The sequence below is a fragment of the Aminipila terrae genome (assembly GCF_010120715.1).
Lineage (GTDB): Bacteria > Bacillota > Clostridia > Peptostreptococcales > Anaerovoracaceae > Aminipila > Aminipila terrae.
Genome location: NZ_CP047591.1, coordinates 2,466,038 through 2,482,315, shown reverse-complemented (window position 1 = coordinate 2,482,315; position 16,278 = coordinate 2,466,038). Strand labels below are relative to the sequence as shown.

The 16,278-nt window shown below is 37.0% G+C and carries 16 protein-coding genes; 2 read left to right on the top strand and 14 right to left on the bottom strand.

Annotation, left to right across the window (positions count from 1 at the left end):
• Positions 1-2: 2 nt before the first annotated feature.
• The 6 genes from Ami3637_RS11765 to Ami3637_RS11745 all read right to left on the bottom strand — a co-directional run bounded on the left by Ami3637_RS11765 (position 3) and on the right by Ami3637_RS11745 (position 5,985).
• Entirely contained in the window at positions 3-1,046 is a 1,044-nt protein-coding gene (locus Ami3637_RS11765) for an NAD(P)-dependent alcohol dehydrogenase (RefSeq protein WP_162362752.1), read from the bottom strand.
• An 81-nt stretch (positions 1,047-1,127) separates the two neighbouring features.
• Positions 1,128-2,111 (bottom strand): sugar ABC transporter substrate-binding protein, encoded by a 984-nt coding sequence (locus Ami3637_RS11760; RefSeq protein WP_162362751.1) that lies wholly within the window; start codon positions 2,109-2,111, stop codon positions 1,128-1,130.
• Positions 2,112-2,172: 61 nt separating this feature from the next.
• A complete protein-coding gene (locus tag Ami3637_RS11755; protein ID WP_330586623.1) occupies positions 2,173-3,033 on the bottom strand; it encodes an ABC transporter permease in 861 nt (286 codons plus the stop codon).
• Positions 3,034-3,074: 41 nt separating this feature from the next.
• Positions 3,075-3,203, bottom strand: a complete 129-nt coding sequence (locus tag Ami3637_RS18660) for a hypothetical protein (protein WP_330586622.1) — start codon at positions 3,201-3,203, stop codon at positions 3,075-3,077.
• 16 nt (positions 3,204-3,219) lie between these two features.
• Positions 3,220-4,713: a sugar ABC transporter ATP-binding protein gene (locus Ami3637_RS11750; protein ID WP_162362750.1), complete on the bottom strand. Its 1,494-nt coding sequence runs from the start codon at positions 4,711-4,713 to the stop codon at positions 3,220-3,222.
• A gap of 156 nt (positions 4,714-4,869) precedes the next feature.
• On the bottom strand, positions 4,870-5,985 hold the full coding sequence (locus Ami3637_RS11745) for an ROK family transcriptional regulator (RefSeq protein ID WP_162362749.1): 1,116 nt from the start codon (positions 5,983-5,985) through the stop codon (positions 4,870-4,872).
• Positions 5,986-6,155: 170 nt separating this feature from the next.
• Between Ami3637_RS11745 and Ami3637_RS11740 the strand changes: the two genes are divergently transcribed.
• Entirely contained in the window at positions 6,156-7,280 is a 1,125-nt protein-coding gene (locus Ami3637_RS11740; RefSeq protein WP_162362748.1) for a YibE/F family protein, read from the top strand.
• Positions 7,274-8,038, top strand: a complete 765-nt coding sequence (locus Ami3637_RS11735) for a YibE/F family protein (protein ID WP_162362747.1) — start codon at positions 7,274-7,276, stop codon at positions 8,036-8,038. The genes Ami3637_RS11740 and Ami3637_RS11735 overlap by 7 nt, the downstream gene beginning before the upstream one ends.
• Before the next feature lie 156 nt (positions 8,039-8,194).
• Here Ami3637_RS11735 and dltD read toward each other — a convergent pair whose 3' ends face one another.
• The 8 genes from dltD to Ami3637_RS11695 form a co-directional block, all read right to left on the bottom strand.
• Complete coding sequence (gene dltD / locus Ami3637_RS11730) at positions 8,195-9,382, bottom strand: D-alanyl-lipoteichoic acid biosynthesis protein DltD (protein ID WP_162362746.1); 1,188 nt, start codon at positions 9,380-9,382, stop codon at positions 8,195-8,197.
• A gap of 4 nt (positions 9,383-9,386) precedes the next feature.
• Positions 9,387-9,617 carry a D-alanine--poly(phosphoribitol) ligase subunit 2 gene (dltC, locus tag Ami3637_RS11725; protein WP_162362745.1) on the bottom strand — a complete coding sequence of 77 codons (231 nt, stop codon included), beginning with the start codon at positions 9,615-9,617 and terminating at the stop codon, positions 9,387-9,389.
• Position 9,618: 1 nt separating this feature from the next.
• Positions 9,619-10,782, bottom strand: coding sequence for a D-alanyl-lipoteichoic acid biosynthesis protein DltB (dltB, locus tag Ami3637_RS11720; protein ID WP_162362744.1), 1,164 nt, complete (start codon positions 10,780-10,782; stop codon positions 9,619-9,621).
• A complete protein-coding gene (dltA, locus tag Ami3637_RS11715) occupies positions 10,779-12,302 on the bottom strand; it encodes a D-alanine--poly(phosphoribitol) ligase subunit DltA (protein ID WP_162362743.1) in 1,524 nt (507 codons plus the stop codon). Before dltA ends, dltB begins: the two co-directional genes overlap by 4 nt.
• 209 nt (positions 12,303-12,511) lie before the next feature.
• Entirely contained in the window at positions 12,512-13,213 is a 702-nt protein-coding gene (locus Ami3637_RS11710) for a cysteine hydrolase family protein (RefSeq protein ID WP_162362742.1), read from the bottom strand.
• Positions 13,214-13,270: 57 nt separating this feature from the next.
• A complete protein-coding gene (locus Ami3637_RS11705) occupies positions 13,271-14,113 on the bottom strand; it encodes an APC family permease (RefSeq protein WP_162362741.1) in 843 nt (280 codons plus the stop codon).
• Positions 14,113-14,460 (bottom strand): amino acid permease, encoded by a 348-nt coding sequence (locus tag Ami3637_RS17960; RefSeq protein ID WP_162362740.1) that lies wholly within the window; start codon positions 14,458-14,460, stop codon positions 14,113-14,115. Before Ami3637_RS17960 ends, Ami3637_RS11705 begins: the two co-directional genes overlap by 1 nt.
• Before the next feature lie 422 nt (positions 14,461-14,882).
• Entirely contained in the window at positions 14,883-16,268 is a 1,386-nt protein-coding gene (locus tag Ami3637_RS11695) for a sigma-54-dependent transcriptional regulator (RefSeq protein WP_162362739.1), read from the bottom strand.
• Positions 16,269-16,278: the final 10 nt, after the last annotated feature.

Here is a 16,278-nt window from a genome sequence, read left to right as displayed (position 1 = left end):
TGTTACTCCGTGATTTTAATTACTGCTTTAACAACATTATCCTTATCATTTATAGCACATTCAAAAGCTTCCTGAATATGGTCAAACTCAAATTCATGAGTTACGATTCCTGATACATCAATGATGCCATCTGCTATAGCTGCTATGGCCTTAGGATATACGTTTCGATATCTGAATACTGACTCAATCTTAGCTTCCTTAGCCATAATCTTGCCAAAGTTAAATTTAATTTCAGGATCTGCTGACAACCCAACTAAAACAATAGTCCCACCATTCTTTACCAGATATGGAGTCTGAGCTATAGTAACTGGTGAACCTGCTGTTTCAATTACTTTTTCTACGCCCATGCCATTTGTCAGTTTTTCTATTTCAGCGATAACATCTGTATTCTTACCATTTATTGTTCTTGTTGCTCCTAGTTTCTTTGCATATTCAAGGCGCTTAGGAATAACATCTACTACTGTAATGTCTGTAGCACCGTAAGCCTTGCATGCAAGTAATGTAACAAGTCCTATACATCCTGCACCAAGAATGACTACCTGGTCTCCAAGTCCAATCTGTCCCTGAGATGCTGCGTGCATGCCTACAGATAAAGGTTCTACTAATGCCCCTTCTTTGGTGGATATCTTCTCTGGTAGCTTAAAGCACATATTGGCAGGAAATGCAATATAGTTTTCATAGCATCCCTGAACTGGAGGAGTAGCTAAGAACTGTACATCCGGGCAAAGATTATATCTTCCTGTTTTGCAGAATTCACACTGGCCGCAGGTAATACCAGGTTCCAAGGCTACCTTGTCACCGATTGTAAGATTAGTTACACCACTTCCCAATTTAACTATTGTGCCTGCACATTCATGCCCCAGCATAAATTCTCCATCTACTACAAAGTCTCCGCATCTGCCATCGTGAAAGTAATGAACATCGGAGCCACATATGCCCACGTATTCAAGCTTGACCAATACCTCCTGTTCTTTCACTTCAGGTACAGGTATTTCACGGATTTCCATTTTATTTAGCTCTGTCATATAAGCTGCTCTGTTTTTCATATGCCTTTATATCCTTTCTTTTCTGTTATATAAGAAAGGTGCCTTAATTTAGTCTCAAGGCACCTTTATATCAGTCATTAATTACTCAGTGATTAGTCCTCTTTCTCGGTACATTTTTACATACTGGCTTGCATTATCCTTTGTGATAAGTACTTCTTCAATATTTGTATCGATTTGTTTTTCTTCACCTGTTAGTAGTTTGTGAACCGTTTCCATATTTAATTTTGCAAGATCGATTGCAGACTGTAAGCAAGTTGAAGTCATCTTACCCTGTTCAATAAGAAGACAAGCTTCTGCAGTGCCATCTACACCGTAAGATAAAATATTCTTATAATCTGGATTATCCTTAACTACTTCCAAAGCGCCTGCTGCCATATTATCATTCATAGAAATAATAGCATCAATTTTACCCTGTGATGTAACCCAGTCTTCCATCAGCTGCATAGCTTCATCTTTATTCCAGTTTGCAAAATCTTCACCAACAATTTTTACGTCTGGTCTTGCTTTAAAGAATACTTCTTTCCATGCTTTTAGTCTTTCATCTGCGTGGAAGTTTCCTGAAGGTCCCTTTAGAACAACAACTCTTCCATTCTGTGGTACCTGTTTGATTGCCTGTTCTGCATTAACTTTAGCCTGAAGATATGGGTCTGCGTCAACGGAAGAAGCACCTTTAATGCCATCAATACGAGCATTAGTGGTGATAGCAATGATACCAGCGTCAACAACCTGTTCTACATAAGGTCTCTGAGCCTCACCATTGTTTGGCTGAACAATGATTGCATCAAATCCATTAGAAATGGCATTTTCGATTGCAGCATTTTCTTTTTCGTCATCAGCCTGTCCATCAAAGACTTCAAGATCAATGTCTTTATATTCCTTTGCGGCTGCCTTCATTTCATTTGCAAGCCATGCAGCAAAAGAGTCAGACTGAGCTCTGGCGATATAAGCTACCTTATAAGTCTTGCCTTCTTTATCATCGGATTTGCTTTCAGCTTTTCCACAAGCTGCAAATGTGGCAAATACAAGAGTTAAAACTAATAGAAGGGATAAAATTTTCTTTTTCATAATGCTCTTTTCCTTTCTTTCTTTACATTTATATAATAAATAAAATTGGAGCCTTAAAAAATTAATTAACATTTTCATTGTTCTTCTTATCTTTATTTCCTAAAATTACTTTAACGCTTTTTTTGTTTTTAAATTTCAGATCATAAAGAACAGCAGCTACAATGATACCGCCTTTAACAACCTGCTGTACGTAGGAGTCTACGCCCTGGAGATTCATAATGTTGTTTAAACATCCGATGATGAAAGAGCCAACCATGGTTCCCAGAGTAGTACCCACTCCGCCGGAGAAACTTGTGCCACCTACAATGGCAGCTGTCAGACCTTCCATTTCATATCCCACAGCACCATTTGGAAGTCCTGCATTTACACGTGACATGAAAAGTACTCCGGATATTCCCACAAGAATACCATTTATAATGAACGCTTTATATTTTGATGAAATTACATTGATTCCAGACGCAATAGCGGCTTCTTCGTTCCCTCCTATAGCATAAAGAGAGCGCCCAAACTTAGTATGATTTAATATATACCAGATGATTATAGTCATTAGTATCAAGAAAACTATGGGAATAGGCACCGAATCCAAAAATGTTATTTTCTCCAGAATTGGTATGTCTGTCAGTTTTCCCTGTCCAAATATTCTGTAATCTCCAATCTGAAGAATATTCTGACCCTGGGTATATAACAGAGCCAAACCCCTTGCTGCCATGGTCATGGCTAAAGTAACAATAAATGCTGGCATTTTGCAGTTTGCCACAAAAAAGGCATTTACAAGGTTACAGGCAACTGCTACTGCAATAGCTACTAAAAAGGCTCCCAGCAGTGAGCCAGTAGTCTTATAAAAATTTACTGAAAGCACACCGGAAAGTGCTAAAACTGCACCAGCCGATAAATCCAGCATACCGCTGATAATAAGTAGCATTTCACCATAAGCCAGTATAGTTGCAACAGCCAGCTGTCTTCCTATATTTGTAAGATTTCCTGCACTGAAAAATTATCATTCATAGCGGCCGATATAAATATCATTACCAGCAAAACAAAAAATATGGAGTATTTCTGCATTGCTGTGCTTGCACTATCCCTTAGTCTCATTGTTTTACATCCTCCCTTAACATGTTCCTGTAGCAAACTTCATGATTGCTTCCTGGGAAAACTCTTCTTTCTGGAGTTCCCCTTCAATTCTGCCCTGACACATAACGTATATACGGTCACACATGCCAATAAGTTCAGGCAGCTCTGATGAGACCATTATAACGCCTTTGCCCTCTCTGGCCATTTCCGTCATCAGTTTGTATATTTCGAACTTGGCCCCTACATCGATACCTCTTGTAGGTTCATCCAAAATCATAATATCCGGATTTCTTAGCATCCATTTTGCTAACAGTACTTTCTGTTGATTGCCGCCGGATAAAGACTGAATACTTGTTTCAAGAGTAGGAGTCTTCACATTCATCTTGTGAAAATATGATTTCACAGTATCTTTCTCCTTTTTCCTATGAGCGTATCCTCCATATACAAATTGCTCTAAAGAGGACAGACTGGCATTCTCCATAACACTTCTCACTGGAACGATTCCATATCTTCTTCTGTCTTCTGAAAGCATAATCATGCCGTTTCTGATACTTCCTGCTACATTTCTGATGGAAGTCTTTTTTCCTGAAATATAAACTTCTCCGGAAGATATACTATCCAATCCGAACAAAGATCTCATTACCTCTGTCCTCCCGGCTCCCACTAATCCGGCAAATCCTATGATTTCACCTCTGTCTAAATGGAATGAAACATTTTCATATAGGTTATCACTGCATAAATCTTTAACCTCTAAAAGAGTTTCACCAGTTTGCAGTTTTTCTTTAGGATATATATTTTCCATCTTGCGTCCTACCATCATGGCGATGACTTCATTGATATCCGTTTCATCTGCTCTCATACTCTTTACAACGGTTCCGTCTCTGAATACCGTGATGTCATCTGCAATTTGGAAAACCTCATCTAATTTATGGGATATGTAAATAATACTTACCCCTTTTTCCTTTAAAAGGGCTATCTTTTTAAACAGTAAATCTACTTCTTTCTGGGTAATGGCTGACGTTGGTTCATCCATTACAATTACCTGTGCATCATTAGAAATAGCTTTAATGATTTCCAGCATTTGTATATCTGAAACAGTTAAAGTTTTCAGTTTCTGATCCGGTTTATAATGCAGTCCTTCATCCTTCAGGAATTTTAAAGTATTCTGTCGAACCTCTCTCCATTTAACTTTTCCAAAATTATTTACTGGAAGCCTTCCCAGAAATAAGTTTTCTTCTACCGACATTTCCGGAACATAATTAAGCTCCTGAGCAATCATGGCAATGCCCAGATTCCGTGCCTGTATTGGGTCTTTAACCTGCACCGGCTGTTCATCAATATAAATCTGCCCTGCCTCCGGCTTGTAAATACCATTTATAATCTTCATCAGGGTTGATTTTCCGGCTCCATTCTCTCCGCAAAGAGCATGAACCGTACCTTTGCGAACTGAAAAGTCAATTTTATCAAGAGCTTTAACTCCTGGAAAAGATTTTTCTATTTGAGAAACTCTTAATTTTATTTCCTCGCTCATGGTAAAGTCCCCTTTCCTTCCAAAATTTGACCAAATTTCGACCGATATGTCAAATACTTTTGTATATCTACTTTACATAAGTTTATAAAAAGTATACACTTTACTGATTTTCATGTCAATCTTTTCATTTAAATTTTAAAATATTATAAAACTTTTCTACACATTCATAATGTAATTGTCCAGATAATGCAATGCCGCTCCTACTGCAGAAGCCTCAAACTTATAGTTGCATACCTTTACATAATTGCCACCTTTTTCAAAAGGATTTCGTTTATTAACCAGTTCAGTAAGTCTTCCTATATGATTTTCCATGTGGCTGCCTACATATCCTCCCAGCACCACATCACAGTCAAAGGTCATCCTCAGATTGCATACCAGTTGTGATAGATAATACAAGTATTCATCAAAAGCTTTTAAACATTCCGGATTCTTTTCATCAAGTCGTTTAAAGAATTCCGACAGGTTACCCTCGGTCAAATCCGAAAGAAGTTTAGCATTGCAATATGCATCGGCGCATCCTTTTTGTCCGCAATAGCATTTCTTCCCTTCTGGAACCAGAGTTATGTGACCAAATTCCCCACTTCGCTGATTGATTCCGGTATAGGAACTTTGGGAGTACATGATAGCACCACCTACACTGTTACTTAAAGAAATATACACAATGGGGTCCTGTGAAGCCCTACGCCAGAACTCTGCAAATCCACCGGAATTGGCATCATTGAAGAATTCCAGCTTATATCTGATATATTTTGACATTCTGTCGTATAAATCATCAGGAGCTGGCAATACCGTTAAATAAGTTATACTCCTGCCATCTTCACCTATTATGGCAGGTAAAGATACCCCTAATCCCAGTATCTTTTCCGGATTTATATTTCCTTGTGCCACAAAATCGTCAATAAGATCTGCTAATCCTTTGTAAAACTCTTCTTCATCTCTGAATTCATATCGAATACGGCGGCTGTGCAGTACAGAACCTTTTAAGTCTACCAGCACCAGACTCACATGATTTCGTGTAATATCCAGCCCCAAAGCAACTTTAAAATCATCCACGCTGCATATGACCCTGGCTTTTCTTCCTCCTGTAGATTCAAAGGTCCCATCTTCTACAATAAGCCCCCGGTCTTTTAACTCCGCTAAATTCTGGCTCACAGTTGGCAGACTGAGATTTAAAACTCTGGCAATATCCTGCTTTGATATGCCTTTAGATTCATAAATCAATTTGTATATATCATTACGGTTTTTACCTTTTAATAACATTCTGTTTTCCATAGTTCCTCCCTACTTTTCTAAAACACTTTTATAAAACTCACCAATGCATTTTACCTCAAATAAGATTTAATTTCAATAAAAACACCAAAACTACTAAAGGATTTTTGACATCCTGCCCTTCTGGATATATAATCTGTATATATTTTTAGATATTAAGGATGTTTAACAAAATGCATAATAGATTTCAAATTAAAAAATTTACTATAATTAAAGTTTCTGCAATAATCCTGACCAGTTTATTGCTTTTTTTCTTGGTATGTAATGATTATAGCTTATACGATTCCACTATTGTAAAAGCCACTGTTGTACATGACACATATTTAGAAAATAAAAGCTCAGTTTCAGGTAACACAGAGAATTATTACAAGCAGCATATCAAGGCGGTCATAAAAAATGGTCCTTATAAAGGACAACTGGTAACTCTGCAAAATACCTATGCGGAATCTCTCGTATATGATGATAAATATTCTGCTGGAACCTCCCTTTTTGTTGAAAACCTTACGAAAGGCGATCATGGTTTTACGGCTAATATTTCAGGGGTCAAACGGGATTATCACGTTGCAGCCGTAGTCCTTACACTAATAGACCTTCTTATTATTGTGGGCGGTACTCAGGGCTTTTTTACTCTTTTGTGCCTTGTTATAAATATTATCTTGTTCTATGGGATGCTTCTTTTAAATTATAAGGGGATGAATATTCTGCTGCTCTCCATGGTAATGTCCGTGCTTTTTTCATCTATAATCTTATTTCTTATACATGGAAGAAGCACAAACACTTTTATTGCCCTCTGTGCTACACTGGCCTCTATTGCTTTTGTTACAGTACTGGCTTATTTTGTTATGCGGTTTACCCCGGATATTGACTATGAATTTCTAGAATATCTGATTCATCCTTATGAACGTTCCGACGCAGATTTACTTTTTCTTTCAGAAATTCTAATGGGCTGCGTGGGTGCAATTATAGATATCGCTGTAACCATCACTTCCTGTGCTTCAGAACTTTTAAGGAAGAACAGCTGCATATCAAGAAAAGCGTTACTCTCATCCTGCAGGGAACTGAGTGAAGATATTACTGGTACCATGATCAACATGATCTTTTTTACCAATGTATCTGCTTGTATACCACTGTTTATTTTATCTATGCAGAATCAGATAAAATTTATGACCGTTATCCGGTACAATGTATTCTTCGAAGTAGCCAGATTTTTAACGGGTAGTATCGGAATAGTGGCGGCTATACCTTTTTCAATTTTAGCTGTTTATTTATTACATGGAAGGAGAATTGGAAAATGCTGATTGTATTAACTATCATCCTTATCGGTTTAATTCTTTTAGTTGGAGGCGACCGAACTGCAAAATCACTGATTACCTTAGCCTTTAATGGTGCTATTCTTTTATGCACTATTTTTGTTATTAACATCGGATTAAATCCTCTGGTATCAACAATAATATCCTGTATCGCCATAAGCCTGGTTACTCTTTTTTATCAGAATGAAATCAATATAAAAACAAAGCTGTCTTTTATATCCGTATTGATTGTGATTGCAATCCTTTTTCTGTTCATCTTCAGGATTGTATCTACATCAAACATTCAGGGATTTCCTGTGGATCAGCTTTCTATCCAGGATTCAAATGGTTATTCAAGAAATATCAGCAGAAATATGATGTATATCCAGATATCTGTTATTCTAATGGTTTTTATAGGGGCTATCATTGATACAGCCCTTGCAGTCACCTCAGCTCTCTATGAAGTTCACCTGAATAATCCGGATTTATCAAAAGAAAGATTGTTCCAATCTGGCATAAACATTGGCAGGGATATATTAAGTTCCACAATCAATACTTTATTTTTTATTTACATCGCAGAATATCTCACTCTGTTTATCCAGTTTATCAATGATTTCTCTTTTGCACAGATGATAAATTCCAAGCAATTCTGTCAGGAGTTTATATCTATTACACTAAGCGGCATAGGCTGTATTTTAATCATCCCCATCACCGCTATATTGTGTGCATGTTTCTTTAATAAACCTTCAGCTGTTACAGAACAATAAAAAGGCATAAAAAAAAGCCGTTTATAATATCCGGCTTTTTTATTTCTTTAAAATTGAGAATACACATATACTGGTGCCGTTGATAAATTGGCATTCATCAGATACAGGTATATAATCATCATTAAACCATAGAAAACAACTACCCAGCCAAGCATTTTAAACTTCTGGCTGCTCTTCATTTTTGTTATAAAAGTTGTAAAGTACTTCATTGACTGTAACCCATCCTTTTCCTCCAAGATGTATGCCGTCCTCAAAAAAGTATTTAGTAAATTCTTCATTTGACAAATCTACCATCTGAACTCCATACTCTTTAGTAATCGCTTTAATTTTTTCATAGTATTGCGTTCTTGTCTTTGCAGGGAATCCTGAATAATCATAGTAGTATCCATTCACAGGAAGTGCTACAATTAAAGGTTCCACATTCAGTTGTTTGCATAAATCCAAAAAGCACTTAAAATCATCGTATTCAGCAGATTTTACGTAGCAATTTTCCACACGTTTCTTGTTAGGACTTATTCTTCCGCTTAATTTGTATTGTGCTCTCATAAATCCTCTTGGGGTCATATAAAAAGGATTGTTATTATATTTTTCCCCCTGTGCCTGTGCTTTATCCATATAGGCCCCCCAGTCAATCTGTCGGTCATGATTATCTTTATTCTGATCAGACTTCAGATTAAAAAGTTTTGCCTGGATAATAACCCCCTGGCGGTCTTTCTCCAGTAAGTAATTTTCGTACACATGATAACTCAGATCGTCCATAACAGATGCGTTATCACCCATCAGTACACGGTTATAGACATTAATACGTTTTAATGTAGACTGATCCACCTGAAGCAGCTTTTCTGTCCTGTTTTTAATGTACTCCTTGGTTTCAGGAGATATCTTATCATTTTTTAGCATCTCAATGTAACTTCCCTCTGAGAACCGAGAAGCAAAAGCAGTATTAACAACACCTCCCTTTCTAAACCAGGAAGGGGATAATAATAATACAACTTTTTTCGTGGGAATATCATTGCCTACGGCCCCAAGGGTAATCGCATGTTCGAGACATTGATAATACCCTGCTCCAATCAGCATGGGGTTAAATTGAAAATCCTTAAACATTGCTTTTGGATGATATATAGTTCTCTGTCCATGTTCAAATTCAGAAGAGCCAAATACTACGATGGAATTTGAATTTAAATTGGCTCTGATTGCATCTGGAGAGTTAAATTTAGCCTTATTGGGCCACGTACTAAAAGCATTGTTATCTAATGCTATAGCTTGAATACTATATATATGTAACCCATATACTGTAAAGCAAAATAACATCAATGCAATAATAAATGCCTTTACCTTCTTCACCGTCTTACCCTCTTGATTCTATAATCTCTATAATTTTTGCAGGTGTGCTTAAATCCTCCCGTTGAAACTCGGATGGAGACAGCACTATGCCAAAATCTTCTTCTATCAGAGCAAGCATTTCTGCAAATCCAAGAGAATCTAACAAATCTGTTTTCAGTAAATCAATATCCAGATTTTCTTTTACAATATCATCCTCACATATTTCTGCTAACATATCCAAAATTTTTTCTTTCATTTTAGTTTCCCCCTAAATTTAATATTTCCACAAATTTCCCTGAGAAGATTAAGAATCCAAACATTACAAGCTGTAATGTAACAAACCATGACATAAACCTGTAAGCTTTCTGGTCCTTATTCTTCTTATAAAACTGTGATTTTTTTTGATATATCTCAGTCAGTGCTAACAACACCCCATGATACAATCCATATAACAGGTAGGAGATCGTCAATCCATGCCACATACCCATTATAAACATATTTACTATAAACCCTGCTGAAGCTCTTTGCAACCTGGTATCAAACCATTTTTTCTTTACACACTTCATTATAAAACGTGAAAAGATAAAATCTCTGAACCAGTAAGATAAACTTATGTGCCAACGATCCCAGAAATCCCTCATATCTTTCGCAATAAAAGGTCTTCTGAAGTTATCAGGTGTCTGGATTCCTAATATATAGCTGGTTCCCACAGCCATCATGCTATATCCTGCAAAATCAAAGAACAGATAAAACCCATACAGGTATGCATACCCTATACCACAGTACCATTGATTTCCGTCAAAAAATCCCATCCATTTATAGAATTGTACTGCCAGTATCAGTTTATAAATTAGACCAAGCAGTATCTTAAATAAGCCTGTGCCCACTAATTCTAAATATTCTTCACGTTTATAGACTTTTACCCAGTCTTCATGAAATCTCCTGCTTCGGTCTATAGGCCCGCAGCTCAACGCCGGGAAAAATAATATAAAGCCAGCATATTCGAAGGCAGGTACTTCCGTGATGATACCATCATAAATCTCAATGACCATTTGCACAGTCCTGAAAGTTAAATAGGAAATGCCTATTATTCCAAAAACATTCAAGTTAAAAATCGGTGAGCATTTATTTAAAATAAGCGGTAAAATGCTGAGAAATACTGTAATATAATATAATTTTTCATTACGCCCATATTTAATTCTTAAAAGCAGATATCCTTTCACTATGGCAAGCTCTGCTAAAAAGAAACCGCTGAAACACAATAACTGCTTTATATCCCCTGCCAAAACCAGACAGATAAATACTATAGATATTCCTAAGGTATAAAGTCTGAGAGGTTTTTGCATAACTCCAAGTAATATTGCCGGAATAAGAGCCAATATCAAACATGTATAAAATAAATATCCTCCGTACAGTGTCACTTTGACAGCCCCCCTAAAAGCTTTCTATCGATTTTACCATTATTGGTAATTGGGAACTCATCTAAAAAGACAAACTTTTTAGGTATCATATAATCCGGAAGAAACTCTTTCAATTTCTCTTTTAATTCTAGTGCTGTATTGAAAGGTTCACTAATCATACCCTTATATATTACATAAGCTGATAAACTCTTTGTTTTACCTTCCCTGCTGATATTAGGTATAACCACTGCTCTTTGTATTTCTCCCAGCTTTAAAAGATTATTCTCAATATCTTCAATTTCAATACGATAGCCATGCAGTTTTACTTGTAAATCCATTCTCCCACAATAGTAAAGCATTCCATCCTTTTGATACCCTTCATCTCCAGTATGATATCCCCTTAATATATGACTTCCTTTTTCTTCTTCAAAAAAAGCTTTCTGGCTTAACTCTGGCGACTTATAATACCCACTGCTTACCGTATTTCCAATAATAACGATTTCGCCTTTTTCTCCGTCTTTAACTACTTGTCCTGTATCATTTCTAATTTCTATAATCGTCCCCGGCTTTGATTTTCCAACAGGAAGTGAACTGTGGGCTGCACAGATTTCCCTGGTAATGGTAACATCTGTAACTGCTACCGTTGATTCTGTCGGGCCATAGGTATTGATAACACTGGCACGAGGAAATCGTTCCAGCAGCTTTGCTGCTGTATCCTTTGTTAAGGTTTCCCCGCAGAACAAAAAAATCTGAAGGTCCGGCATCAAAGCCTCATTGAACTGCTTGTCAGCAAGGCAAATCTCTGCAAAAGAAGGAGTAGAAACCCAAATCCCCGCATGGGAATTGCCTAAGGATTCCATCAACAACTTAAAATCGCTTTGTACAGATTTAGTCAGTGCCCATAAAGTACCTCCGCTGGCTAAACAGGTATATAAATCCATAACAGATAAATCAAAGGAAAAAGGTGCCTGATTTAAAAAGACATTTCCAATCTTATCCTTCCAGGTACTTCCAAGCATAACAGACCAGTCCAGATAGTTATTTAAACAATTGGAGGTAATCTGTACTCCCTTTGGCTCTCCTGTGCTTCCTGAGGTAAATATAATATAAAATGTTTCATCAGCTTTTACCCATTTATCAGAAGAAATCCCCTTTGTCTGTAGCTCAATAATCCGCTTTATCTCTTCTTTATCAATGATTCTGTGAGATTCGCAGTTCAAATCCTCTGTAGCCAGCACTACTGGAGACTCCATTTTATTTAAAATCAGCTGTGTACGCATATCAGGGACAGAAACATCTATTGGGCAATAAGCCCGGCCTGACTTTACACAGGCTAACATACAAATAAGCATATATACCGATTTATGTCCATAGACTGCTATGGGCTCTCTATTTTCACCGCAAATCTGCTCCAGATAGGTGGCAAGATAATCAGACAGCAGATCCAGCTGCTGGTAAGTTATCTCCTCTTCATCGGATACCATTGCTTTTGCAAGAGGCTGTATACATGCATAATGTCTTACTTTCTCAAGTATATTCATTTTCGTTGTTTTCCCCCTTAAAATCTCTATTCACCATTATTTTTGTAATTTTAATTATTAATATAGAGGTCAAATCTTACGCTAATATTTACCAAACCTTAAGATTTCCTTAATTTTATCATATAATTTAAAATTCTACAAAAAAAATCTGTCCGATGAATGATCAGACAGATTTTTCATAAGAACCTTTGCATTCTTATGTGGTTTCTTTATTTTAATTTTCCTTCTAAAACACCTATGGTTTCTTCTGTGCTTAATACATTGCAATATAAGTTATTCATGATTTTCAGCTCTGCATCATGAAGTTCCATACAGGATGCTGCGCAGGCGTCCTCCACGCATATTACCTTGAATCCATCGTCGGCAAGGCCTCTTACTGTGCCTGCTACACACTGGTCTGTAACAATACCTGTCACTACTACAGTATCAATACCTATATTTCTTATTAATCTGGAATAGTTTGTTCCTGATACCACACTGTCAGTAGTTTTGTTTACTACTATTTCACTTGGAAGAGGTTTTAATTCATCTATCATTTCTGCCTCTTCCGTGTTTACATAAAGAAAAATACCATTCCAGCCTTCTGTTTTCTGCACAGGGGTACGGTCTTCCCCATCAGGTCTTAAGCAGGCAATACGGCCGAAGGTAACTGTCATATCCTTCTCTCTGAAATATTCCAGTAGTTTTACATTATTGGGAATCACTGTTTCATCCAGTCTGTCATGGAAAGGCAACCATCTTTCCCATTCCCCCATTTCCCTGAAAGTAACAGACTCCCCTATTTCTCTTGATACAAATTCTTTCTGCATATCAACAATTAAAAGCGCTGTTTTTTTCGGATCCACAATAATATCGGGCCATTCCGTCATGGTTTCATAATAGTATGATATGTATTTTGGATTAGGTTTCATTTTATCCTCCTTTAGTCCTACGACTTTATATACAATAATTTTTATTTTTTGATTTATTTACTCTTCATAAATTTTAGGTTTAATCTTAAATCCTTTAGTTGAAATTGCGGCAAAGATCAGACCTATCAGAAGCCAGCTAAAGCCTACAATAAATGATAATTTTGAAAGGTGTAGCCATAAATAACAGCAGATAATAAAGCCCAACGCAGGCAAAATAAAGTATTTTATAACATTTCTCTCTCTTTTACGGAAGAAGAAATAAACGATTACGGACAGGTTTACACACATAAACCCAAATAACCCTCCGAAGTTCATTAATTCACAAACCAAGGTCAGGTTCAAAAGTAAAGAACCAACAACCCCGATAATACACATAATCATTATATTTAATACAGGGGTCTGAAATTTAGGATGAAGATAGGTAAAGAATTTTTTAGGAAGTACTTCATCACGTCCCATCCCATACATCAGTCTGGCTGCACTGGACTGACCTGCAATACCTGCTGTAAAGGTTGACAGAATTACTGCAAAAGTATAAAGTCCTGACATAATAGTTCCACCTGCCATTTGTGCAACCTCAAACAAAGCGGTATCTGCACTTTTAAAAGTTGTATAATCTGGCCATGCCAGCTGGGCTACATAAGCCTGTACTATGAATATAAGTCCTCCTGCAACGCAGGCAATAATTGCTGCCCTGCCAATATCCTTTTTAGGTTCTATTGCTTCTTCTGCCATAGTAGTAATGGAATCAAAACCAAGGAAAGAAAAACAAGCTAAAGCGCCCCCGGCCACAAGTACATTAACATTTGTTACTCCTGGATTAAAAAACGGTCTTGATGAAATCAGTGTTCCTTCACCAGCACCTCCAAGAACAGCCTTGGCGCACACTATGATAAACATCAGCACAATAGCCCCATAACTGCCACAAGAACCAGGTTTGTCTTGGCAGCCATCTGAACACCAATACAGTTAACTACAGTTACTACACCGGCTATGATTAATACCCATACAAAATACGGTACCTCCGGTACAGCAGCATTGGCATAAAGAGCCCCTGTAATAAATACAATGAGGGGTACCAGTACATAATCCAGATAGATTGCCCATCCTGCAAAGAACCCTAAGTGGTGATTAATGCCCTTCTGAGTATAAGAATAGGTGGAGCCAGCCACAGGAAAAGCTCCTGCCATTCTGCCATAACTTGTAGCCGTAAAAAGCATGGCAACCATGGCAACCAGATAAGCCATTGCCAGAGTCCCCCTGTAGTCACTGAAGCACTGCCATAAATATATGCCGGTGCAATAGGAGTCATAAAAGCGATTCCATAAATGGCTAAGTCTTTAAGTTTAAGCACACGTTTCAAATGTTGATCAGAATTTGTATTCTTTGTCTGCTCACTCATGAAAATTCTCCTTTCTTCATAAAAACGAAATAAAAATAATAAAAAAGCTTTTTATATAATTTATAAAAAGCAATATCGATGCCATCTTTCATTCGTTTTAATTATTTATACAAAAAAATTTTCATGTGCACTTATTTAAAGGAATCTCCATGTTCAAATTTAATGAGTCCACTGGACCTGTTCAACTACACAAAAATAAACCAGAGAAAAGTGCTACCTTTTCATACCCGACGGCTACTTTTTTGTAGCAGCCATGCATGATTGTTGTTACACTTCATTTTTCAATTCTGCTTTGTCTACCTTCAGCAGTTTTATTTTGGCCTGAAGATTTTTTCTGGCTATACCAATCTGTTCAGCAGTAGCCGTTATATTTCCATTATTCTTAATAAGCATTTCTGTAATAAACTGTTTTTCAAATTGATTTCGTGCAGTTCTTAAATTTATACTTTCAGAACTATTTTCTTCTTCCTGCAGCACTTTTACTGGTTGCCTTACCTCTTTGGGAAGCATATATTCCTGAATATCCTCCCCACTGGAAAATACAATTAATCTTTCTGCCATATTTTTCAGTTCTCTTACGTTTCCCCGCCAGGAATAGCCCGTAAGGACCCGTTTTGCCTGGTCACTGATTTTCACCTTGCTCTTGCTCATTTCATCCGCATAGTAATCCAGATAATATTCCATGATGGGAAGAATGTCATCCTTTCTTTCCCTTAGTGGAGTCGTGGTCAGAGGAACCACATTGATTCTGAAATAAAGGTCTTCCCTAAAACGATTCTTTGTTATCTCTTCCTCTAAATTTTTATTGGTGGCACAAATTAATCTGAAATCCACCTTTATTGTTTTGGTTCCTCCCACTCGTTCGATTTCTTTTTCCTGCAATACACGCAAAAGTTTACTTTGAAGGGCATAGGGCATATCCCCGATTTCATCCAGAAATAAGGTTCCTCCTGTAGCCATTTCAAAGCGTCCCTTTTTGGTGGCTATGGCCCCTGTAAAAGCACCTTTCTCATGGCCGAATAATTCACTCTCCAATATGTTTTCTGCTAATGCTGAGCAATTTACTTTAATTAGCGGACCCTCTCGCCGATCACTGTTATAATGCAGCAGATTTGCAATAATTTCTTTTCCCGTACCACTCTCTCCAGTGATAAGTACACTAGAATTTGTAGGTGCAATCTGCTTTATTTGTTTTTTTAAAGAATCCATGGCTTCATAGTTTCCTACTACTGCAATATTCCGTGTCATATCATTCAGCTGTGTTCTTAACTTTACGTTCTCATCATTCAGTTTTAAAAACTCTTCTGCCTTTTTTATATTTAAAATCAGCTGGTCTATTTCAAATGGTTTTATCATATAAGTATAGGCACCATTCTCCATAGATTCTACCGCTCCGGCAATAGACCCTTCTCCAGTGAGCATCATGACCAGCTGTTCAGAGTTTTTCTCCTTTATTTTTTTCAGCAGATCTACCCCATTCATTTGAGGCATGACCACATCCAGAATGACAATATTAAAACTTTCTTTTTCCAATAAAGCCATGGCTTCCCATATATCTGACTTAGCCTGAACATAATATCCGTTGCTGGCAATAATCTTTGAATATATTTTCAAAAAACTTTTATCATCGTCTATCATTAATATTCTATACATATTAACCTCT

What these genes read in the sequence shown, in the direction of transcription:
- Ami3637_RS11765 (WP_162362752.1), bottom strand. Translation starts at nt 1,046, where the DNA reads ATGAAAAACAGAGCAGCTTATATGACAGAGCTAAATAAAATGGAAATC.
- Ami3637_RS11760 (WP_162362751.1), bottom strand. Translation starts at nt 2,111, where the DNA reads ATGAAAAAGAAAATTTTATCCCTTCTATTAGTTTTAACTCTTGTATTT.
- Ami3637_RS11755 (WP_330586623.1), bottom strand. Translation starts at nt 3,033, where the DNA reads ATGCTACTTATTATCAGCGGTATGCTGGATTTATCGGCTGGTGCAGTT.
- Ami3637_RS18660 (WP_330586622.1), bottom strand. Translation starts at nt 3,203, where the DNA reads ATGAGACTAAGGGATAGTGCAAGCACAGCAATGCAGAAATACTCCATA.
- Ami3637_RS11750 (WP_162362750.1), bottom strand. Translation starts at nt 4,713, where the DNA reads ATGAGCGAGGAAATAAAATTAAGAGTTTCTCAAATAGAAAAATCTTTT.
- Ami3637_RS11745 (WP_162362749.1), bottom strand. Translation starts at nt 5,985, where the DNA reads ATGGAAAACAGAATGTTATTAAAAGGTAAAAACCGTAATGATATATAC.
- Ami3637_RS11740 (WP_162362748.1), top strand. Translation starts at nt 6,156, where the DNA reads ATGCATAATAGATTTCAAATTAAAAAATTTACTATAATTAAAGTTTCT.
- Ami3637_RS11735 (WP_162362747.1), top strand. Translation starts at nt 7,274, where the DNA reads ATGCTGATTGTATTAACTATCATCCTTATCGGTTTAATTCTTTTAGTT.
- dltC (WP_162362745.1), bottom strand. Translation starts at nt 9,617, where the DNA reads ATGAAAGAAAAAATTTTGGATATGTTAGCAGAAATATGTGAGGATGAT.
- dltA (WP_162362743.1), bottom strand. Translation starts at nt 12,302, where the DNA reads ATGAATATACTTGAGAAAGTAAGACATTATGCATGTATACAGCCTCTT.
- Ami3637_RS11710 (WP_162362742.1), bottom strand. Translation starts at nt 13,213, where the DNA reads ATGAAACCTAATCCAAAATACATATCATACTATTATGAAACCATGACG.
- Ami3637_RS11705 (WP_162362741.1), bottom strand. Translation starts at nt 14,113, where the DNA reads ATGTTTATCATAGTGTGCGCCAAGGCTGTTCTTGGAGGTGCTGGTGAA.
- Ami3637_RS17960 (WP_162362740.1), bottom strand. Translation starts at nt 14,460, where the DNA reads ATGGCTTATCTGGTTGCCATGGTTGCCATGCTTTTTACGGCTACAAGT.
- Ami3637_RS11695 (WP_162362739.1), bottom strand. Translation starts at nt 16,268, where the DNA reads ATGTATAGAATATTAATGATAGACGATGATAAAAGTTTTTTGAAAATA.